This window comes from Ruegeria sp. O11 (assembly GCF_056535285.1).
Window position 1 is genome coordinate 397,239 of record NZ_JBQERS010000001.1, and the last position, 20,358, is coordinate 417,596.

Consider the following 20,358-nt stretch of genomic DNA (forward strand, 5'->3'; position numbering starts at 1 on the left):
GAGCATCCAAGACGCCGCCAGAGGTCACCATGTTCAAGCCAGAAGCAATGTGTTAGCGCTGTTCCGGTTCGTCTTCCAAACGGTTTCGATATGCGTCCGGCTCAAACTCCTCCGACCCTGATAACGCTGATTTTTGCGACGGCGCTATCAGTTCTGACATTGAACATGTTCCTGCCGTCGCTGGCGCATATGAGCGAAGATTTCGGCGTGGATTATGGCCTGATGAACGTATCCGTGGCCGGGTATCTATGTGTCTCGGCGGTCTTGCAATTGATCGTCGGACCGCTATCGGATCGCTACGGACGCAGGCCGGTATTGCTGATCGCGATGGCCATATTTGTAGCTGCATCGATTGGATGTGTGCTGGCAGACTCGATCTGGGCATTCCTTACATTTCGGATGGTTCAGGCGGCGGTGGTGGCCGGGCCAGTTCTGTCGAGCGCTTCGATCCGCGACCGATATCCCCCAAATGAAGCAGCCAGCAAACTGGGCTACGTCGCGATGGCGATGGCGCTGGCACCGATGCTTGGACCGATGCTGGGCGGTGCGCTGGACATGCTGTTCGGTTGGCGCGCCGGGTTCGTAATGTATTCGTTTCTTGGAGCAGGGGTACTGCTGCTGTTGTGGTTCGACATGGGTGAAACCAACACCAACCGATCCTCAACCTTCGCCGCGCAACTGCGCGAATACCCTCATCTGTTTCGCGCCCGCAGGTTCTGGGGCTACGCCTTATGCGCTGCGTTCTCTATCGGCGGTTTTTTCAGTTTCATCACCGGCGCACCGCTGGTCGCTGCGGCCTGGTTTGATCTCAGCCCCGCCATGCTGGGCCTTGGGATCGGGATCATCACGGGCGGTTTTATGGTCGGCAATTTTGTCACCGGGCGCATCGCAAAGCGCACTCGACTCACCACAATGATCCTATTCGGTCGGATCGTGGCGTCGGTCGGACCGTTCTGCGGGCTGTTGCTGTTCATCGGCAACATGGGCTCGGTCTGGGTATTTTTCGGTTCCGCCATCTGCGTTGGTTTCGGAAATGGTCTGACCAATGCAAATGCCTCGGCTGGCGTCATGTCGGTACGCCCGAAACTGGCAGGCAGTGCTGCCGGCCTGTCAGGCGCACTGATCGTGGCACTGGGTGCAGTCTTGACCATGATGACCGGGACTTTTGTGAGCCCTGAAAACGGGCCTTTTCTTGTATTGAGCATGATGTGCGCCAGCGGCTTTGTTGGATTGCTGGCAGTGCTCTATGTCCGACGGTTGGATCGTACCGACCCACTGCCTGAGGCGATCTGAACGATAAACGATCATAACGCTTTTCATGAGGCAAATACCATGCTAGGCGGCGCGCGATGGATTTCGGCGCGGGTCGCGCGCCCTAAAGTTAAGGAGAGGCCAACATGGCACTGGAACGCACATTCTCGATCATCAAGCCCGATGCAACCCGCCGCAATCTGACTGGCAAGATCAATGCCAAGTTTGAAGAAGCTGGCCTGCGCATCGTTGCGCAAAAGCGCATCCACATGACCAAAGCCCAAGCAGGCAAGTTCTACGACGTCCATGCTGAGCGTCCGTTCTATGACGAACTGTGCGAATTCATGTCGTCGGCACCGGTTGTTGTCCAGGTTCTGGAAGGCGAAGGCGCAATTGCGAAGAACCGTGAAGTTATGGGTGCGACCAACCCCGCTGATGCGGCCCCCGGCACCATCCGCGCCGAGTTCGCCGAGTCGGTTGGCGAAAACTCGGTCCACGGTTCGGACGCTCCGGAAACTGCTGCGGTTGAGATCGCCTACTTCTTCTCGGGCATCGAGCTGGTCGGCTAATCTTTCGTCAGATCAAAGTGTTAGGCCGTGCCCTTGTTGGGCGCGGCCTTCTTTGTTGCTTAGACAGGATTGAGGTCACTTGCCGTTACACGCACTCCAACGGCATCCAGATCTGAAATCAACTGGCTTTCAGGCGCCCGACTGGTGCTGGCCTTGATCGCATCGAACCGTTCACGCAATGCCCTCTTTTCCTCGCCTTTACAGTCATTCCATGGGCGTCCTTGCAAGCCCATGACTAAGACATAGTAGCCGATGAAATGCGGGCGGGTTCCAGCCTGCAACAGGCGAGCATATGCCTCATCAGCACCAAGATCGCGCAACTCCTGAGCTGTCATAATTCCCGCCCGTGCGCAGGCCTGTTCGAACGCTGGGCCAAGATTGCGGATTGATGAAATCGGGTCAGACATGCCTTGTCTTATCCGGTCCGACGTGGCCTGTCATCCGACAAGGTTGTTTGCTGTAGTCTATTCCGCTACCCAAACGTCAGGGGAGCGAAGCATGAACGACATAAGCCTAAAGAATCTTGCGCAAAATCTAGACCTGACAAACCCGCCCGAGGGGTTTGTCGATGACCCATTTCCCTTTTACGATGCTTTGCTCGAATACGCACCGATACTGCGTCAACCAGATGGTTCCGTACTGTTGTCTCGTCATGCAGATCTGGATGCGATTTATCGCAACACGACGCTCTATTCTTCGGACAAAGAGGCGGCGTTTGGTCCTAAATTTGGAGTTGGTTCGCCGTTGTTCGAGCATCACACAACGTCGCTGGTGTTCTCTGACCCGCCGCTCCACACACGGGTGCGCAAAATCATGACCTCGGCCCTGACGCCGCGCGCAATTGCGCGGATGGAGCCGGGTTTGATCGAAACTGTTGATGTATTGCTCGACGACATGGAAGGCAAAGCACAGGTGGATCTGATTGAGGATTTTGCATCGACGATTCCGATCCAGATCATTGGCAATCTGCTGGACGTCCCAATGGATGAACGTGCACCGCTAAGGGATTGGTCTTTGGCTATCCTTGGTGCTTTGGAGCCCGCTTTGACGGACACTCAGCTGGAAATAGGCCACAGCGCGGTACGTGAGTTCAAAGCCTACCTTCAGGACCTCGTTGCCCGTCGCCGTGCAAAACCGGGTGATCCTGAGATTGATGTTTTGACCCGCCTGATCCGAGGTGAGGGCGCAGATGAAAAATTAAGCGAAATTGAGCTGTTACAGAATTGCATCTTCATCCTGAACGCCGGCCATGAGACCACCACCAATCTGATCGGCAATGGGTTGGCATTGCTGAACGACCACCCGGAACAACGCAAACGCCTGCTGGATAATCCTGACCTGATCGCTTCGACAGTCGAGGAGGTCTTGCGCTTTCGGTCCCCCAATCAGTTTGGCAACAGGGAAACCACGGCAGAGGTTGAGATCGGGGGACATCAGATCGCCAAAGGAACGAACCTGCACCTCTGTATCGGTGCGGCGAACCGCGATCCTGAGGTATTTCCCGACGCCACGCGTTTTGACATCACACGCAAGCCGAACCGGCATCTGGCGTTCGCAGGTGGTCCGCATGTCTGCGTTGGCCTGACCCTTGCGCGGCTTGAAGGTCGCGTGGCGCTAGGGCGATTGCTGAACCGGTTTCCGGATTACCAAGTTCAGGAACCTAGGGTTCGAGGTGGCCGCATTCGCTTTCATGGGTACGCCTCTCTCCCTGCGATTCTTTAGTTATTTCACAATGCCTTGCGGCTTGAATTTCAATTATCAAAACCTGCGTGAAAGCCTCAGAGTCGTCTCCAGACCGGGCTTGCGGTTCCGGGCCTGAAAGCTGCCCCCGTGCATATGCGAGATGGCCGCTACAAGTGCGAGACCTAGCCCCGCGTTGCGTTCAGTCCGTGCGGGATCAAGGGTGACGAAGGGCATCTGCAACCGTGACAGATCGTTTTCCGGAACACCGGGGCCACGATCACGGACGCTGAGCAATGCATAATCCTCATCTTCCCGGATTTCGATGGTGATAGCAGTACCGGGAGGCGCATAGCGCATCGCGTTTTCGAGCAGGTTTGACAACGCCTGAGAGAGAAGTGGGCGGTGACCCTGGATCGGTTCGGCGTTACCAACAACTTCAAGACGGATATTCTGATCAGAAGCGACAGGTTCATAAAGTTCAACCACATCACCGACCAGTTGCGGCAAATTCACCGGCTCGAACTGCTCGCGCCCCAAACCGGCTTCTGCCCGCGAGATCTCGGTCAATTGGCTGAGGACGCGCAACAGATGATCAATTTCCCCAGTCGCACGGGCCAAGTCGATATCACGGTCCTGTTCGCTTTTCCCGGGTTCGGCAAGAGACTCGACGCGCTGACGAAGTCGCGACAGGGGTGAGCGCAGGTCATGGGCGATTGAGTTGGAAGTTGTGCGCAGGTTGCTGATCAGCTCTTCGATGCGATCAAGCATGTTGTTCAAAGTGCCAGCAACTTGGTCGAATTCGTCACCTGTTCCACGCAGGGGCATGCGCAGCGCCAAATCGCCTGAAACGATATTGTCGGCGGTGTCGGCAATATCCTTTAGCCGCGAGAACACAAGCCGAGTTAGCAACCAACCGGTCAACAGGCTAAGCGCAAGCGCGGTCGCCAGTGCCAGAGCAACCGAGCGAAGAAGAACACGATCAAATTGCTGTCTTGCCAGCGCATCTCGCCCAACCAGCAATCTTTCACCACCCGGCAATCTGATGGAAGCAGCAGAAATCGGAACGTGTTGATCGGTATCCCCTTTGCGCAACTGCAGGTCGACCCACCCACTGCCCGCTGTGATTCCTTCGGGCCAATGAGATAAATTTCCCGCCAGCTTTGTACCCTGCCGACCGGTTAACAGGTACAACGCATCGCGCTCGGCCGCTGTTGGCAATCGCCTCTCGATCGCAGTGATCAAACCGATCATGCCGTGCCGTTCATATTCATCCGCCAATCCGGTGAGCTCAGCCGACACGACCGAGCGCGTTTCGCCCGTAATCGTGCGGTTGGCAGTCACATAGACCATCGCAAGCACCGCCGCTGTTAGCAACGTGCTGAGAACCATACTGGCCAGAACCAGCCGCGTACGTGAATTTTTGAGCGACAGGCGCAGGTTATCCATCCGAAACCATGTAACCGGCCCCTCGGACCGTTTCAATAATCGGGTCGGCCCCGTCTTCATCGAGTTGGCGGCGAAGCTTCGAGATATGCACGTCGACTACATTGGTGTTCGGATCAAAGTGATAATCCCACACCCCTTCTAGCAACATGGTGCGCGAGACGACTCGGTTCTTACGCCGCAGAAAGAACTCCAGAATCTGAAATTCGCGCGGGGTTAGAGTGATTTCCCGGCCACTGCGCGTGACCTTGCGGGTCAACAAATCCATCTCAAGATCGCGGCAGGCGAGGGAAGGGGTTTCTTCTGACTCTTGTGGACGGCGCAGCAGCGCCTCGATCCGGGCGTGGAGTTCCTGGAACGAAAATGGTTTGACTAGATAGTCATCAGCACCTGCACGGAGGCCTTTGACGCGCTCGTCGACCGCACTCATGGCGGTTAGCATCAGCACAGGTGTTTTTACCCCGGCCGCACGCATTGATTTGATCAGCGACAACCCGTCCAAGCCTGGCAACATTCGATCCAGCACGACTGCGTCAAATCCGCCATCGGTGGCGTGGTACAACCCTTCGCGGCCGTCTGATGCAACTTCGACAACGTACCCTTCTTCGCCAAACCCTTTGGCAATGAAGTCCCGTGTGTCTTGGTCATCTTCAACGATTAACAGGCGTCTACTCATAATCAGGGCTCCTTCACATCGGGATTTAAACACACATACTGTTTGAAAAAAACATGCCGGGTGCGATGCCGCACCCGGCTGCTCCGGCGACGCGTGGACAATCCGCGTCGGCCAGAAATAAGCGCACCAGATTTCCCCATCATGTGGCGCGCTTAGGTGTGGGGTCAGACGATTTCGACCGCGACAAATATTTGGTTGCCGCCACGGTTGATAAGAACCAACGCTGGATCGGTCTTTTCGCTTTCCAGTGCTTCCTTCAGCGCATCCGGCGAAACCGTATCCAGATTGCCTAGCCGGACGATAACATCGCCGCGTTGCAAACCAGCTTTGGCCGCAGGGCTTTCGGGCTGGAGATCGGTGACAACAACGCCATCGACAGTTTCCGCGACACCAACTTCTGCACGGGCGCTTTCAGTCAGCGGAGCCACGATAACGCCAAGTTTGGTGCCTTCGAACTTGTCTTCCGCTACGCTGTCGGTGGCCGCCGATGCTGCCTGATGTTGGCCGATCGTCAGCTTGATCTGTTCTTCCTTGCCGTTGCGCAGAACTGTCAATGTGCTGTCGGTGCCAACCTTGGTGGTTCCAACCAGAACGGGAAGTTCATTACTGGATTCAACGGCATCGTCGTTGAAAGTCAGGATCACGTCGCCTTGCTGCAGCACGCCATCGGCGGGGCTGTCCGGGACAACATCGGATACCAGGGCGCCGGTAGCGACATCAATTCCCATTGCTGCCGCCAATTCGGGGCTCACATTCTGAATCGAAACACCCAACCACCCGCGGCTGACTTCACCGTCATCCAGCAGATCAGCTGTAATGTGATCGACAATATTGGATGTGACCGCAAAACCCAATCCTACCGAGCCTCCGCTAGGCGAATAGATTGCCGAGTTCACTCCGATTACTTCGCCTTCCATATTGAACAGCGGACCACCCGAGTTACCTTTGTTGATGGCGGCATCAGTCTGGATGAACTCGGCGTACGGACCTTCCGAAATATTGCGGCCCTTCGCAGATACGATGCCAGTCGTAACAGTCGCGTTCAGACCGAACGGGTTGCCGATGGCCACCACATCTTCGCCGACGCGAATTACATCGCTGTCACCCATTTCGACGGCCTGCAAGTCTTCACCGGCATCGATCTTGAGTACGGCAATATCCGTTAGCGGATCAGTGCCTATGACTTCAGCTTGGAACGTACGGTCATCGCTCAGGCGGACGGTCACTTCGGTTGCGTTGTCGACAACGTGGTGATTGGTCACGATGTAACCCGCCTCGTCCAGCACGAATCCAGAGCCCAAACCCTGGCTTGGACCGCGCTGTGGCATGTTGAACCCTTCAGGGCCTCCAAAGCGTTCAAAGAATTCACCAAAGGGGTGACCTTCGAAATTGAAGTCCTGCCCCTGCGCCTGTTTTGGCGTTGCGTCTTGTTTGGCGATGATTGTCACCACCGAGGGTGAAACCGTTTCGACCAGATCAGCCAGCGCCTCGTCTGCCATTGCGGGCAGAACGGTTGTGGCCAGCATTGCCGCGCCCAGTGCGCCAGCCCCCATCCAGCTGGATGTGCTTGGAAGAAGCAGTGAGGATTTCCGGATGCTCATTTTGACTCCTGTCTGTGTTTGGCGGTTGATCCCGCGCATTCAGACAGGAGATGCCCCAGCAACCTTGGGATATCCTGAGAGAAAAATTAAGAAACCTTAATTTCGCCACGTTTCGCCGCTTTAATGACTCTGTTCGGAAGGGCTTAACAGCGAGAATCAGCTTGGGAGAATCGAGGCGAATCGGTGGATTGTTGCCGACGAAGTCGATAATTTCGGAAAAGTATTGAATTGAATCATTTTTGTTAACAAAGAAACGGCGCGTGGACGGCCCGTCGAATTTCTCCCCTTAAAGTTGTATCGCGCAATCAATCTAATCTTTGAGTGTGTGTGTAGGTGTCTATGAAATAGGCGCAATGGGCGTATCGATGAACTATTAACGCTGTATTTGTTCCGATTAGAGTTATGGAAATGCAACCACTGGTAGAGTCTTGAGTGTTGTATTGTTGCGCAAAAGCCAAACCGTCTTCGCTCAAATTTACCATTTCTTCCAATTTTACATTGTTTGAACGCATCTGATCGGCGACATTGGAGATGCCCAAGTGAGGGGGGCCTGAGACACTAGGGGGTGTCAAAGGCACATCTCAGTCTCCACAGCGCTGAGCGGCATGTTAACGAGGGGGTCTTGTTTAGGTTCTGCAGCTCAAAGTCGGACAGCCTGATTGGCGATCTGATAGTGCTTTAGAGATTGGTGAAAGTGGTAGTCCTGTTTTGGGCATACGGCCCGGTCGAAAACGACCGGGCCGTGTTTATTTCGGGTGAAGCCCAGAAGGTTGGCGGGCTACCCACTCAGACCAATCCTCTGGCGTATCTAGATCCAACAGCGCATTTTGGCTGGGCAGGCGATGAAGGTGAACTGCATCCTTGTGACGCCGTACGACAGATTGCGCGCCACTGTCACCGGTCAATTCTGTCAGTTCTGCAAAGAGAGAGCGATCAAAGATCACCGGGTGCCCAGGGACGCCCTGGTTGGTCGCACCGCGCCAAATTCGATTGGCAGGATGGGTTTTGACCGATTGCAGGACATTGCGTAGATCTGCAGTCGTAAGGTCCGGCAAATCGGACAAAAGGATCATCACGGCCTTCGCATCGGCTGGGATTGCCGCCATCGCCCCTTTTAGACTGGCATTGATACCTTCCCGTGCGTTCGGGATTTCGACCGGCAGCACATCGAGATCTTTCAACACCGTATAGCGTGGATGAGGCATCGGGGGCAGGGCAACGAAAACAGGACCAACGGCAATCGCTCTTTGCGCTACACGGCGCAGCAGCGGCACGCCACCCACTGGCTGCATCAGCTTATCGGTCCCACCCATACGGCTGGATTGGCCGGCGGCGAGCAGTATGATGGGAATTTCTATCATCTCGCCACCATGCCGCTAAGTTCAGATTGTGTCATCCCCGCATTCTTGCACCGTCGGCATCAAACAGAGGCGTGGTGATCACACGGGCCGCGCGCATCCTGCCCAGTATCTCAATCGAAACCTCGCAACCTTCGGTTGCTTGTTCGGTTGGCAGGAATCCCATTGCTATCGATTTGCGTGCATAGTGGGAATACCCGCCTGACGTGCAGAAGCCGACAACTGAACCATCAATCCATATCGGTTCATACGCGTTAACATCGGCATCGGCTGCATCGACCTCGAACGCAACCAAACGGCGATTGGTGCCAGCAGAGCGTTCGGCCTCGACAGCTGCGCGGCCAATGAAGTTGCTGTTCTTTGCAAATGAGATGAACCGATCCAGACCGGTTTCCGCGGCGGTATAGTCCGGCGAAAACTCGTGCATCCACGACCCAAAGAACTTGTCCAAACGCAGGCTCATCATCGCACGCATGCCAAATGGTGCGATGCCATGAGGTTGGCCTGCCTGCCATAAGGTCCACCAAAGCTGCCGCTGTGCCATCGGATCACAATAGATCTCATATCCCAGGTCACCGGTATAGCTGACGCGCTGAACGATGCAGTCTGTCATGCCGATGGTCATCTCGCGCACGTCAAGGAACCTAAGTGAACTAACATCATCCCGGGTACAGGCCGACAGGACCTCGGTGGCCTTGGGGCCAGCAATCTGAAAGCCGTTCAGCCGGTCACTGATGTTTTCGATGTTTATGCCTTCGTCCTGATTTTGCAGGAACCAGCGCATGTGAAACGCCTGGCTGCCATATGAGGCCGTGACGCGAAACTCATTTTCGTTCAGACAGGACACGGTGAAATCCCCGATCAATTTGCCATTGGGCGACAACATGGGCGTTAAAGAAACACGACCCGGTTTCGGAATTCGGCCAGCCATGATGCGATCCAGCCATGCGCGGGCACCGGCACCGGTGATGCGGTATTTACCAAAATTGTGAATCTCGTTGATCCCCACTCCTTCGCGTACGGCGCGGACTTCTCGGCCAGTGGCCTCAAAAGCGTTGGAGCGGCGGAAAGAGGGTGTTTCGAAATCTGGTTCATCCCCTTTGGCAAAGTAGTTCGGAACCTCCAACCCGTATTGCTGCCCCCATACGGCACCGAGATCGCTGAAGATGTCATACATCGGTGTAGTTCGATTTGGCCGTGCGGCAGGCAGCTCTTCGTTCGGATATGCGACGCTAAACCGTTTCTGATAGTTCTCAATCACTTTGGGGCGCGTGTAACCGGGGCTTATCCAGTCGCCGAACCGGGCCACATCCATCGCAAACACATCGCGTTCAGGTTCACCTTCGATCATCCATTGTGCGAGAGTCAGGCCTACACCACCACCCTGACTAAAACCGGCCATGACACCACAGGCCGACCAGTAGTTCCGCACGCCGGGCACAGGCCCGACCAGGGGATTGCCATCGGGGGCAAAAGTAAACGGTCCGTGGATGACCGATTTGACCCCCGCCTCAGCCAGCACAGGGAAGCGTCGGTATGCAAATTTGATACTGTCGGTGATCTTGTCGAAATCATCGGGCAGCAACTCGTGGCCAAACTCCCAAGGGGTTCCGTCAACGGCCCAGGGCTTACAGGGTTGTTCATAGAAACCGATGCACAGCCCGCGCCCTTCCTGCCGCAGATAGCTTTCTCCTGCAGGATCCATCACATGCGGATGCTCGCCACCTGCGTCGATAATGGCCTCGATCTCAGGGACGGAGTCGGTGACCAGATATTGGTGCTCCATTGGATGAAGCGGGAAATAGATACCAGCCATTGCGCCGACCTCGCGCGCCCATAAACCGCCCGCGTTGACGATATGCTCGGCGTGAATCGTACCCTTGTCGGTCACCACATCCCATGTTCCGTCCGTGCGCTGGTTGGTCTCGCGCACCATGCAATGGGTTTCGATCGTGGCGCCGCCCATCCGCGCGGCCTTGGCATAGGCATGGGTGGTGCACGAAGGGTCTAAATGCCCATCCAGGGGGTCATAAAGCGCGCCAAGTATACCATCGGTGTTGGTGATTGGAGCGATCTTCTTGATCTCTTCTGGCCCGACAATCTCGGTCTCAAGGCCCATGAATCGGTGTTTCGCACGTTCGGCCAGTAGCATGTCGAAGCGATCCTGATTGTCGGCCAGAGTGACGCCACCCACATGGTGCAGGCCGCAAGACATGCCCGTGATCTCTTCCAGCTCTTTATACAACCGTATGGTATAGCCCTGCAGGGCGGCCATGTTAGTGTCGCCGTTCAGCGTGTGGAATCCACCTGCCGCGTGCCAGGTCGAGCCGCTGGTGAGCTCGGACCGTTCCAGCAGCATCACATCCGACCAACCAAGTTTGGTTAGATGATAGAGGACCGAACATCCGACGACGCCCCCGCCAATCACTACAACACGGGTGGTGGTTTTCACGATGCAACTCCCTCGGCTTTTGGCCGAGCCTGCCGAGGGCTCTGGCGCAATACTATTCCGTTCGCGACACTGCGCGTCGCTTGTCAATTGCGAACGCTGCCGAACTTAAAGAGGTCGCACTTTGAGGGCCGTGATCCGGTTACCCTCGCGTGCGGTGACTTCGAACCGAAAGCCGTGGAATGAAAACACCTGACCTACGATCGGGATCATCTGTGCTTCGTGAATGACAAGACCAGCCAAAGTGTTGGCTTCTTCGTCCGGCAGGGCCCAGTCGAGGGCGCGATTGACGTCGCGGATGGTCATTGCACCTTCGACGAGGAATTGGCCATCATCGGTGCGGGTGACGGGTACTTCTTCGTCGATGTCGAACTCGTCGGCGATCTCACCCACGATTTCTTCTAGAATATCCTCGAGCGTGATCAACCCGCGCAGCGATCCGTACTCATCCACAACAAGCGCGAAATGGCTGTGCATCCTAAGAAACTCGCGCATCTGGTCGTCCAGAGTGGTGGTTTCAGGAACGAAATAAGGATCGTTGGCCACCTTTGCGATGTCGAAATTCTTAAGCCGCTCCGGATCGCCATCTGCACCGCCGACTTGGGCGTACATCGCGCGAAACAAGTCCTTGGCATGGACCACACCCACGATGTTTTCCTGTTCCTCCCGGAAAACCGGCAGGCGGGTATGGGGGCTTTCCAGACATTGTTTGAGGATCGCCTCGGGCTCATCATCGGCATCGATCATCTCGATATTCGAGCGATGGAGCATGATCTCTTCCACCGCGCGATCACCAAGATCCAGCGCACCCAGAATACGGTCGCGATCTTCCTTTTCGACAACTCCTTCGGAATGGCCCAGTTGCAGCGCGCCAGCGATTTCTTCCCGCACTGCGAGGATGTTGCTGTCAGGGTCGATTTTTACGCCAAACAAGCGCAGCACTCCGCGCACCAGAAGCCGAACGGCGGCTACGACGGGCGAAAACACCGTCACTACAACACCGATAACAGGCGCGACCCATGCGGCAGCCTTTTCAGCGTTTGTAATAGCGTAGGTCTTGGGCAATACTTCGGCAAAGATCAACACCAGCAAGGTCATCACTAGCGTCGCCAATGCGACTCCGCTTTCGCCGAATAGCCGCGTAAACAGTGCTGTGGCCAGCGAAGCGGCAAGGATGTTGACAAGGTTATTGCCCAACAGGACCGAGCCGATCAGGCGTTCGTTGTCGTCGGTAATATCCAGCGCCTTCTGCGCCCCGCGTGAACCTTTGTCAGCCTGCGCCCTTAGCTTTCCGCGTGATGACGCAGTCAGGGCGGTTTCCGAGCCAGAGAAAAAGCCCGATAGCACAAGGAGAAGAAGAATGGATCCAGTCGTGATCCAGAATGCACTGTCGAGCAAAGAAGAGGTGGGTTCCATCGGTCCTAGGCTATTCTTGTTGCTGCATCCGTTATGGGGCTGCGACCTCGTCCGATCAAGGGGTTAGCCTTGATCTGTGGTGTCATCCTTGGCAAGCGGGTGGTGTTCCAGCACCAGTTCCGACAAGCGTTCATCCAGAACATGAGTATAAATCTCGGTTGTGGCGACATCCGCATGGCCCAGAAGTGTCTGGATCGAGCGTAAATCCGCACCATTGGCCAGCAGATGCGTCGCAAACGCATGGCGCAGTGTGTGCGGGGTGACCTTCTGGGGTGAAACGCCGCCCTCGACGGCCAGTTCTTTGACCAGAAGGAAGAAGCGATGCCGCGTCAAATGCCCTGATTTCCCGCGCGAAGGAAACAGAAAACGCGATGCCTGTGCACCTTTTTTTATCGTTTGCTCTTCAGCCGCATCGCGGACCATGAGCCATCCGCTTAACGCTTCGCGGGCGGGAGGGGACAGTGGAACCATCCGCTCTTTGCCGCCTTTGCCAAGAACTAACAGCATCCGGGGATCGCCTCTGGCAGAGCTTACCGGCAGCGACACAAGTTCAGTAACCCGCATCCCTGTTGCGTAAAGAAGCTCCATCAAACAGGTGTTACGTATTCTGTCGGCTTCGGACCGACCCGTTCGGCGTGCTGCGGCAAGCAGGCGGTCAACCTCAGGCACATCCAGCGTTTTGGGCAGTCGTTTCGCACGTCCGGGGCCTTTGATCTGGATCGCGGGGTTGCTGTCACGCCATCCCTCCTCGAACGCAAATCGATACAACTGCTTGATCGCAGACAACCGCCGTGCGCGGGTGGCGCGGGACAGGCCCTGCGCATCGCAGTCGATCAAGTAGCCTTCGATCCTGTCTCGGTCAGCCTCGGCAAAGCCAGACTTTCGTCGTACCAGCCAGTCTGAGAAATCCTTAAGGTCGCGTCCGTATGCAAGCAAGGTATTGGTTGCAGCCCCAAGTTCAGCGGCTTGCGCTTCGAGGAAGGTGGAAACCCATAGATCCTGAGACGAGGGTGCGGTCATCCTCAGGCCCCGTTCAGGATCATAAGCTGTAATGCAGCTCGGCGCGCGGTATCTTCGAGCCCGACACGTCGGAACGTGGCAATCGCGGCTGTCAGATCCACCAGATTGCCGCGCGCGCCATGGGCGAACAACTGCATAGTTTCCAGAATGGCCTCGCCCAACTGATCATTGAGCAGCATGGTGTTTATGTCCGAAGGGACAGGTGCAGACCAGGTAAAACCTTGTGAAATGGCATCAGCGAGTGGGGTAGGAGAGGGCGCGCGCTGCGGATCGCCTTGTGCAAGGGCAGACAAAAACTTGTTGGCGTCCGACTCGTCAGGCATCGTGCGTGCCGCGTCTTCATATAGTTCGGACAAAAGCAGAATACGCCAACGGAGGTTTTCTGCAGTCTGATCGGGCAACTTCATCGATGCCAGACGCGGCGCAAACAATTCGGCAAAGGGCACTTCCAGGCCGACCGATTTCATCTGTGCCGAAACAGCTGTTAACGCATTTGAAACTGGCCCCGGCTTGCCAGTTTCGAGCGCGGCTTCGAACTTTTGTATGGCTGAGACACGATCCCATACCGCACCTGAGGCTGCAGGGGAGCGTTCGGTATAAAGGCCAAGCAACTGGTTTGGCGTCAGAGCACCAATCCGCGTCAACCGTTCGGCAGCTTCGATCTGAGCTTTCCACCCCGCCACGTCCCGCAAATCAGCGTTTGCAAAGGCCCGAGGTAGAGATGCCGTGGGCAGGCGTTCACCAATGGCTTCGAACATTCGGAAGGTGAGAGGGTCGGGATCTTCGGGTTGCGGAAGATACTCGGCCCCTTCGAACAATTCCGGGCTGAGAAAGCGATCGAGCAGGGCAAGCTGATCGTCGGGCAATACCTGCAACGCATGTGCGGCTTCAAGTGTAAGCGCTGCCGAGGCCCAATCTCCTCGGCGCGCTTTGCAGAATATCTGAGCGGCGTAGTTCCTTGATAAATTCGGCTGAGCGATCAGGGCTGTGCAACTTCGATCTTCGTCACCGGTCAGCAACGTGGCATCGAACCAACGTCTAAAGCGGTCTTGCGTATCGGTCGGACCGGCCAGTTGAACCAAGGATTGCACCGGATCGGATGCGCCCAATTGCATAAGACGGTCCAGTCGCGCCATCAGCAATGTATCTTCCGCCTGCCCACCCGCTGGGGCGCGGGCTTCGGACAAGAGCAACGTAAACAACAATCGTTGCATCGCTGGGTTGGACTTGACCTGTACCTTCGAGATCAAATCCGCGAGCCGATCAGCATCGCTGCTGCGCCACAGGTCCACCGGCAGACCAGTGACTGAAGACGCAACCAACCCCAGAGGAGGGGACAGCGCTTCCAACGGGGTGACCTGCACCTCGGGTTGCAGTCCCGTCTGCGTCACAGGGGGTTCCATCAGCACGGTGCCCGGCAGGTTTTCTGGCGGGTCAGTTAGCCAGTCGATGACTGACAATGGCTCTTGCGTTTGCGCCTGTGCGGTCCCGGCCAGAAAAAGCGCCAGTAAGGTGCCTTTAGTCTGCATTCAGGATGACCGGCTCGCGAACTTCATTTTGCGGGGCGGAGAAGTCCGCGCCGAAATACGGCCCGATATAGGCATACCCGACCAGCCCGATGAAGCACAGGCAAATGATGTATATCAGGAACTTGATCAAACGGCCCATGGGTGAACGCTGCCTCAATTTTTGCTTTTGGCCAAGTTATAACTAGCATTTTCCCTAAGATCACGTCATTCACGACGAAATGAGCGAAATTAAGCATAACACGGTGCCTTCTGAGACAGCGACGCAGTTTCGACTGCACAAAACCGTCGTTTTGGTTGGAATGATGGGGGCAGGCAAAACAGCCGTGGGTCGTGCGCTGGCTGCCCGGCTGGGTGTTCCTTTTCTTGACAGCGATACCGAAATCGAATCGGCAGCCAACATGACCATCCCCGAAATCTTCGCACGGGATGGAGAAGCGTTTTTTCGCAGCAAGGAAAGTCAGATTATCGGGCGGCTTTTGGACGAAGAAAGAGGTATCCTGTCGACAGGTGGTGGTGCGTTTCTTGCCGAAGGTAATCGCAAAATGATCTCGGATCGTGGTGCCTCGGTTTGGTTAAAGGCTGATTTGGACGTGCTGTGGAATCGTGTCAAACACAAGGATACGCGGCCTCTGCTGCGTACAGCGGACCCCTATGCGACGCTGCGCGACTTGTATGAAGCGCGCGTGCCGATCTATGAACAATCTGATCTGGTGGCGGACTCGGATGGTGAAACCGCAATCGAAGATATGGTGGATCGGGTCATCGCCGCCTTGGTGACACGCCCAGATATTTTGGAACGAAATTAATGCATCAAACCGTACATGTAGACTTGGCCGAGCGTTCTTATGATGTTGAAATCGGCCCCGGACTTTTGGCGCAATCCGGGGAACGGATTGCCCCGCTGTTAAAGCGCCCGCGTGTCGCGGTTCTGACCGATGAAACGGTCGCGGGAATGCATCTGGATGCTCTGCGTGATGGATTGGCCTCAGCCGGGATCGAGATGACCGCGCTGGCGCTTCCAGCAGGTGAGGCAACCAAAAGCTGGCCGCATTTTGAGCGCGCGGTGGAATGGTTGCTGGCGGAAAAGGTTGAACGGAACGACATCGTCGTTGCGCTTGGTGGTGGGGTGATTGGCGATCTGGCGGGTTTTGCTGCTGCAGTGATGCGGCGCGGAGTGCGCTTTGTTCAGATACCGACCTCGCTGCTGGCGCAGGTCGACAGCTCGGTTGGCGGCAAGACCGGGATCAATGCGCCACAGGGTAAGAACCTGATCGGAGCGTTTCACCAGCCGTCACTGGTATTGGCCGATACTGATGTGCTGGGTACGTTACAGACGCGAGACTTTCTCGCTGGATATGGTGAGGTCGTCAAATACGGACTGTTGGGTGATGCCCAGTTCTTTGAGTGGCTAGAAGATAACGGGCCTCTGTTGGCATCCGGCGACATGGCAGCGCGAGTGCAGGCCGTCACGCGTTCGGTTCAGATGAAGGCCGATATCGTGGCACGCGACGAGACCGAGCAGGGCGACCGGGCGCTGCTCAATCTGGGTCATACCTTCTGCCACGCGCTTGAGGCTGCAACGGGCTATTCAAATCGTCTGTTGCACGGCGAAGGTGTCGCCATCGGGTGTGCGCTGGCGTTTGAGACCTCTTCTCGGTTGGGCCTGTGTTCGCAAGAAGACCCGAGCCGCGTCAGGGCGCATTTGCGTGCGATGGGGATGAAGACCGATCTGGCCGATATCCCGGGTGAATTGCCGGATGCAGAAACGCTGGTCGATCTGATGGCGCAGGACAAAAAGGTCATGGACGGTCAGTTACGGTTCATTATGGCACGAGGGGTCGGGCAAGCTTTCGTCACACCGGATGTGCCCCGCGAGACGGTGGTTTCTGTACTAAAGGACGCGTTGGAGGTGTGATTGAGGCTTAGCGCCCCTGGATCACCATCAACTCGCCGATATTTTCACGCGTGATATAGCCGACCATGTGCCCCGATTTAGTGCATACGGCAATCGCGGGGGCACCTTTGTGTAGGCCATTCAGGACTTTGTCCAATCCGCTGGTCAGCTCAACCTGCGGAATATTGGTATCCATAATCGAGACCGCCGATTCCGAGCGGGGATGGTCACCCGCCAATGCGGTAAACAGGCGATCACGGGTCACGAACCCCATAAGACTGCCGTCTTGTGCCAGTACCGGAAACTCGTGCTGGGTTGTGTGAATGACTGCTTGTGCTGCTGTTGCCAATGTATCGTCCGGCGATAACGCCTTATACTCGGTGATCATCGCATCCCGAGCCATCACGCGCCGTGCAACTGAACGCAACGCAACGTCCTGATTCTCGGCATTAGCAGCGATGAAAACAAAGACGGCGATCAGGACCAATATTGGATTGCCTGAGGTCAGCCCCAGAAATCCAAGCCCAACAGCAACGATCTGACCACCGAGTGCTGCAATGCGGGTTGCCTTGGCGCGTTCCATTTTCATGCACAGCAAGGCGCGGAAGACGCGTCCTCCATCCATCGGGAAAGCCGGGATCATGTTAAAGGCCGCCAACAGCAGGTTCACATAGGCCAAACGGCTGAGCAGGCCGGTTGCGGCCGAGTCAATCTGGTCGAGTGAACCAAGCTGTATGCTTGCCCCCAAGACAACAAGAATTGCCCAAATCGCGATGTTTACGGCGGGTCCAGCGAGGGCGACCCAGACCTCTTGCATCGGTTTTTCTGGCATTCGCTCAAGGCGCGCCAGCCCGCCAATCGGTAACAGAGTGATGTCAGGGGTACGGATGCCATATCTCCGCGCCATCAGCGCGTGGCCGAACTCATGCGCCACAACACAAGCAAACAAGGCGAGTACGAATACGACATTGTCAATCGCTGCAGGCAAGCCGCCGGTGGAATAGGCCGCAAAACCAACCCAGGCGAGCAGCAAAAAGAAGGTGACATGGACCCTCAGTTCCGAGCCGAGTAATCGGCCAAGTGAGAAGGACCATGCCATATTTAGTCTCCGCTTGGTTTAGAACGGAATCTCGTCATCGTCGATTCCGCCAGACGCAGGGGCTGGTGCGCTGGAGGGGCCGCCATATGGGTCGCCATATCCGCCGCCGGCTTGTCCGCCGCCATAGCCGCCTCCACCGCCGCCGCCTTCACCGCGGGCGTCGAGCATTACCAGCGTCGAGCCGAAGCCCTGCAGCACCACCTCGGTCGAATAACGATCCTGACCGGACTGATCCTGCCACTTACGCGTTTGCAATTGCCCCTCGACGTAAATTTTTGAACCCTTGCGCAGATATTGTTCAGCCACGCGTACAAGTCCTTCGTTGAATATGGCGACCGAGTGCCATTCTGTCCGTTCACGGCGCTCTCCGGTATTGCGGTCCTTCCAGGTTTCCGAGGTGGCAATGCGCAGGTTGCATACTTTACCACCGTTTTGAAACGTCCGCACTTCAGGATCGCGGCCCAGATTGCCGACCAGAATGACCTTGTTGACTGAACCCGCCATTTATTCCCTCGTTTTACTCTGACTGGATGGCGCCCGAATCTGGCGCTGTGTTCTGCTGCTGACCCTATACGGGCTGGGACTTGGTTAAAACATGATTGATGCTGCAACGGTGAATGGGAAAATATTAGGCCAACTTTAACCAAGCTTTCATTTCCGGTTGATTTAACTATAATTCGGCTGGTTATTGAGGGTGCAGGATTGGCTTTAATGCGGTTTCTGATCGGTGGTATTTCTGTTTTAAGTGTTTGCCTTGTGTCCTTTTCGGCGCAGGCGGAAACTCTTTCAACAAAGAATCGAAAGGCCCTTTTCCTCAAGCAATCCAAGGTATTGGACGGTCGTGCTGCAAGCCAGTATCGCGATTCAGATCGGCTTAGACCTAAAACTGAGAACGGGAAGTTTGCCAAGCGATACACCGGAAATTATCGGGGCCAATATCTGAATCACGCCCGGAATGCGGCCCGAAAGCATAATGTACCTGAAGAGCTGTTCTTGCGACTTGTCCAACAGGAAAGCGGATGGAACCCACATGCTGAATCGCACAAGGGTGCTTTGGGTCTTGCGCAATTGATGCCACAGACAGCTAGGTTGCTGGGTGTCAATCCGTATGACCCCATCCAAAACCTGGAAGGGGGCGCGCGTTATCTGTCGTGGCAGTATCGCAAGTTCAAATCTTGGCGGCTTGCTTTGGCGGCGTATAATGCTGGCCCCAAAGCGGTCGAAAAGCATGGCGGCATACCACCTTACAAAGAGACCCAAAACTATGTGAAAGTGATCTGGGGCGGCTAAAAACCGGTGCTGCGGCGCAGAGAGGCTGTTTCTTGATCAAGTACAGAGCGCTGCCTTAGTCTGGGAAGATAGCTCTCAGACTTGTGCGGTTTGTAATGATCAAGGATCGACCGGATATACCAGCCGAAACGATGGCCAACTGGCAACGCCTGGTTGATCTAGTTTCACAACTCGCGGACGTGCCAGCGACATTGATCATGAAGACCGAAGCACCCGATCATGCGGTCCTGATCACCTCGGATCATCCGGAAAATCCGTACCCTGTCGGCATGAATTTTCGCCTGAATCCCAAGCTTTATTGCCAGGGTGTCCTTGAACGAGATGGCGAATTTGTTGTCGAAGATGCTACTTGCGATCCAGCCTGGAGTGACAATGAGGACATGGAGCACGGCATGTCCTTTTACATCGGTTTTCCGCTGAAATGGCCGGATGGTTCAGTTTTCGGAACCATCTGCGTTCTGGATCGCCATCGCAATCGCCGCGCTTTGCTATTCCGTGAGGGTCTGGCGCAGTTTGCACGTATGGTTGAGTCGGATTTGGCTTTGATTCAAGAGGTTTATCTGCGGCGCGCGCTAGAGGAAAAGCTTAATGAAACACTGGCCCAGTTGGAAAATCGCGTCGAGTTGAGGACACGTGAGTTACAAGAAACCAACACTGCACTTCGGGTATTGCTGACAAGTCTGGACGACGACCGGAAAGAACGCGATCAGGACATTGTTGAACGGGTTCGTTCGATGGTCTTGCCGTATCTGGACAAGTTGCATAGCCAAATGACCGAAGGCGACGCCTCGCAAGTTTATCTGGAACTGGCATTGAGAAATCTGCAAGACATCACCACGATGATTTCCGACAAACTCTCGGATGCGTTTTCGGTTATGACGCCGACGGAAATCGAAATCGCGCAACTGGTCATGTCCGGTAAAACCACCAAAGATATAGCCCGGGCCATGTCGCGCGAGACATCAACGATTGATTTCCATCGCAATAATATTCGCCGGAAACTGGGACTCGAAGGGCGGGATCAGAACCTCCGCAGCCATCTTTTGTCGATTTCGTGATCTAGCAATATGGGGATTACCC

19 protein-coding genes are annotated in these 20,358 nt (G+C 55.7%); 7 read left to right on the forward strand and 12 right to left on the reverse strand.

The annotated features are described in order from the left end of the window. The first annotated feature begins 90 nt into the window (after window positions 1-90). On the forward strand, window positions 91-1,293 hold the full coding sequence (locus ACRZ91_RS01995; RefSeq protein WP_480902198.1) for a multidrug effflux MFS transporter: 1,203 nt from the start codon (window positions 91-93) through the stop codon (window positions 1,291-1,293). Between the two features lie 104 nt (window positions 1,294-1,397). Next, a complete protein-coding gene (gene ndk, locus ACRZ91_RS02000; RefSeq protein WP_008757405.1) occupies window positions 1,398-1,820 on the forward strand; it encodes a nucleoside-diphosphate kinase in 423 nt (140 codons plus the stop codon). Window positions 1,821-1,879: 59 nt separating this feature from the next. On the opposite strand, the gene ACRZ91_RS02005 is transcribed toward ndk, so the two are convergent. Beyond that, entirely contained in the window at window positions 1,880-2,227 is a 348-nt protein-coding gene (locus ACRZ91_RS02005) for a TfoX/Sxy family protein (RefSeq protein WP_480902201.1), read from the reverse strand. A gap of 91 nt (window positions 2,228-2,318) precedes the next feature. On the opposite strand from ACRZ91_RS02005, the gene ACRZ91_RS02010 reads away from it, so the two are divergent. Continuing rightward, window positions 2,319-3,542, forward strand: a complete 1,224-nt coding sequence (locus tag ACRZ91_RS02010; RefSeq protein ID WP_170770563.1) for a cytochrome P450 — start codon at window positions 2,319-2,321, stop codon at window positions 3,540-3,542. A gap of 36 nt (window positions 3,543-3,578) precedes the next feature. Here ACRZ91_RS02010 and ACRZ91_RS02015 read toward each other — a convergent pair whose 3' ends face one another. The 9 genes from ACRZ91_RS02015 to ACRZ91_RS02055 form a co-directional block, all read right to left on the reverse strand. Further along, window positions 3,579-4,949, reverse strand: a complete 1,371-nt coding sequence (locus tag ACRZ91_RS02015; protein WP_480902204.1) for a sensor histidine kinase — start codon at window positions 4,947-4,949, stop codon at window positions 3,579-3,581. Beyond that, window positions 4,942-5,622, reverse strand: coding sequence for a response regulator transcription factor (locus tag ACRZ91_RS02020; RefSeq protein WP_010439589.1), 681 nt, complete (start codon window positions 5,620-5,622; stop codon window positions 4,942-4,944). Before ACRZ91_RS02020 ends, ACRZ91_RS02015 begins: the two co-directional genes overlap by 8 nt. Before the next feature lie 164 nt (window positions 5,623-5,786). Then, on the reverse strand, window positions 5,787-7,223 hold the full coding sequence (locus tag ACRZ91_RS02025; protein WP_480650927.1) for a Do family serine endopeptidase: 1,437 nt from the start codon (window positions 7,221-7,223) through the stop codon (window positions 5,787-5,789). Window positions 7,224-7,969: 746 nt separating this feature from the next. Continuing rightward, window positions 7,970-8,584 (reverse strand): nucleotidyltransferase family protein, encoded by a 615-nt coding sequence (locus ACRZ91_RS02030; protein WP_480902208.1) that lies wholly within the window; start codon window positions 8,582-8,584, stop codon window positions 7,970-7,972. A gap of 31 nt (window positions 8,585-8,615) precedes the next feature. Continuing rightward, window positions 8,616-11,033: a GcvT family protein gene (locus ACRZ91_RS02035; protein ID WP_480902211.1), complete on the reverse strand. Its 2,418-nt coding sequence runs from the start codon at window positions 11,031-11,033 to the stop codon at window positions 8,616-8,618. A gap of 105 nt (window positions 11,034-11,138) precedes the next feature. Then, a complete protein-coding gene (locus ACRZ91_RS02040) occupies window positions 11,139-12,446 on the reverse strand; it encodes an HlyC/CorC family transporter (RefSeq protein ID WP_170778892.1) in 1,308 nt (435 codons plus the stop codon). 63 nt (window positions 12,447-12,509) lie between these two features. Then, window positions 12,510-13,466: a tyrosine recombinase gene (locus tag ACRZ91_RS02045; protein ID WP_480454742.1), complete on the reverse strand. Its 957-nt coding sequence runs from the start codon at window positions 13,464-13,466 to the stop codon at window positions 12,510-12,512. A gap of 2 nt (window positions 13,467-13,468) precedes the next feature. Continuing rightward, window positions 13,469-14,995, reverse strand: coding sequence for a hypothetical protein (locus ACRZ91_RS02050; RefSeq protein ID WP_480902216.1), 1,527 nt, complete (start codon window positions 14,993-14,995; stop codon window positions 13,469-13,471). Beyond that, on the reverse strand, window positions 14,985-15,134 hold the full coding sequence (locus ACRZ91_RS02055) for a hypothetical protein (protein WP_480902219.1): 150 nt from the start codon (window positions 15,132-15,134) through the stop codon (window positions 14,985-14,987). Before ACRZ91_RS02055 ends, ACRZ91_RS02050 begins: the two co-directional genes overlap by 11 nt. A gap of 79 nt (window positions 15,135-15,213) precedes the next feature. Between ACRZ91_RS02055 and ACRZ91_RS02060 the strand changes: the two genes are divergently transcribed. Continuing rightward, window positions 15,214-15,801, forward strand: a complete 588-nt coding sequence (locus ACRZ91_RS02060) for a shikimate kinase (RefSeq protein ID WP_480902222.1) — start codon at window positions 15,214-15,216, stop codon at window positions 15,799-15,801. After that, window positions 15,801-16,910 (forward strand): 3-dehydroquinate synthase, encoded by a 1,110-nt coding sequence (gene aroB, locus ACRZ91_RS02065; RefSeq protein WP_480902225.1) that lies wholly within the window; start codon window positions 15,801-15,803, stop codon window positions 16,908-16,910. Before ACRZ91_RS02060 ends, aroB begins: the two co-directional genes overlap by 1 nt. A gap of 7 nt (window positions 16,911-16,917) precedes the next feature. Here the strand turns inward: aroB and ACRZ91_RS02070 are convergent, their stop codons facing one another. Both ACRZ91_RS02070 and ssb read right to left on the reverse strand, forming a co-directional pair. Continuing rightward, on the reverse strand, window positions 16,918-17,988 hold the full coding sequence (locus tag ACRZ91_RS02070) for a site-2 protease family protein (RefSeq protein ID WP_480902228.1): 1,071 nt from the start codon (window positions 17,986-17,988) through the stop codon (window positions 16,918-16,920). 18 nt (window positions 17,989-18,006) lie between these two features. Further along, window positions 18,007-18,492 carry a single-stranded DNA-binding protein gene (ssb, locus tag ACRZ91_RS02075; RefSeq protein WP_010439606.1) on the reverse strand — a complete coding sequence of 162 codons (486 nt, stop codon included), beginning with the start codon at window positions 18,490-18,492 and terminating at the stop codon, window positions 18,007-18,009. A gap of 207 nt (window positions 18,493-18,699) precedes the next feature. Here ssb and ACRZ91_RS02080 point away from each other — a divergent pair, with 207 nt between their 5' ends. Both ACRZ91_RS02080 and ACRZ91_RS02085 read left to right on the forward strand, forming a co-directional pair. After that, window positions 18,700-19,278, forward strand: coding sequence for a lytic transglycosylase domain-containing protein (locus ACRZ91_RS02080; RefSeq protein WP_480902231.1), 579 nt, complete (start codon window positions 18,700-18,702; stop codon window positions 19,276-19,278). Window positions 19,279-19,373: 95 nt separating this feature from the next. Then, entirely contained in the window at window positions 19,374-20,336 is a 963-nt protein-coding gene (locus ACRZ91_RS02085; RefSeq protein ID WP_260025851.1) for a LuxR C-terminal-related transcriptional regulator, read from the forward strand. The last annotated feature ends 22 nt before the right edge of the window (window positions 20,337-20,358 follow it).

Excerpts from the sequence above, each read along its gene's own strand:
- ACRZ91_RS01995 (WP_480902198.1), top strand. The coding sequence starts at position 91 with ATGCGTCCGGCTCAAACTCCTCCGACCCTGATAACGCTGATTTTTGCG.
- ndk (WP_008757405.1), top strand. The coding sequence starts at position 1,398 with ATGGCACTGGAACGCACATTCTCGATCATCAAGCCCGATGCAACCCGC.
- ACRZ91_RS02005 (WP_480902201.1), bottom strand. The coding sequence starts at position 2,227 with ATGTCTGACCCGATTTCATCAATCCGCAATCTTGGCCCAGCGTTCGAA.
- ACRZ91_RS02010 (WP_170770563.1), top strand. The coding sequence starts at position 2,319 with ATGAACGACATAAGCCTAAAGAATCTTGCGCAAAATCTAGACCTGACA.
- ACRZ91_RS02015 (WP_480902204.1), bottom strand. The coding sequence starts at position 4,949 with ATGGATAACCTGCGCCTGTCGCTCAAAAATTCACGTACGCGGCTGGTT.
- ACRZ91_RS02020 (WP_010439589.1), bottom strand. The coding sequence starts at position 5,622 with ATGAGTAGACGCCTGTTAATCGTTGAAGATGACCAAGACACACGGGAC.
- ACRZ91_RS02025 (WP_480650927.1), bottom strand. The coding sequence starts at position 7,223 with ATGAGCATCCGGAAATCCTCACTGCTTCTTCCAAGCACATCCAGCTGG.
- ACRZ91_RS02030 (WP_480902208.1), bottom strand. The coding sequence starts at position 8,584 with ATGATAGAAATTCCCATCATACTGCTCGCCGCCGGCCAATCCAGCCGT.
- ACRZ91_RS02040 (WP_170778892.1), bottom strand. The coding sequence starts at position 12,446 with ATGGAACCCACCTCTTCTTTGCTCGACAGTGCATTCTGGATCACGACT.
- ACRZ91_RS02045 (WP_480454742.1), bottom strand. The coding sequence starts at position 13,466 with ATGACCGCACCCTCGTCTCAGGATCTATGGGTTTCCACCTTCCTCGAA.
- ACRZ91_RS02050 (WP_480902216.1), bottom strand. The coding sequence starts at position 14,995 with ATGCAGACTAAAGGCACCTTACTGGCGCTTTTTCTGGCCGGGACCGCA.
- ACRZ91_RS02055 (WP_480902219.1), bottom strand. The coding sequence starts at position 15,134 with ATGGGCCGTTTGATCAAGTTCCTGATATACATCATTTGCCTGTGCTTC.
- ACRZ91_RS02060 (WP_480902222.1), top strand. The coding sequence starts at position 15,214 with ATGAGCGAAATTAAGCATAACACGGTGCCTTCTGAGACAGCGACGCAG.
- aroB (WP_480902225.1), top strand. The coding sequence starts at position 15,801 with ATGCATCAAACCGTACATGTAGACTTGGCCGAGCGTTCTTATGATGTT.
- ACRZ91_RS02070 (WP_480902228.1), bottom strand. The coding sequence starts at position 17,988 with ATGGCATGGTCCTTCTCACTTGGCCGATTACTCGGCTCGGAACTGAGG.
- ssb (WP_010439606.1), bottom strand. The coding sequence starts at position 18,492 with ATGGCGGGTTCAGTCAACAAGGTCATTCTGGTCGGCAATCTGGGCCGC.
- ACRZ91_RS02080 (WP_480902231.1), top strand. The coding sequence starts at position 18,700 with ATGCGGTTTCTGATCGGTGGTATTTCTGTTTTAAGTGTTTGCCTTGTG.
- ACRZ91_RS02085 (WP_260025851.1), top strand. The coding sequence starts at position 19,374 with ATGATCAAGGATCGACCGGATATACCAGCCGAAACGATGGCCAACTGG.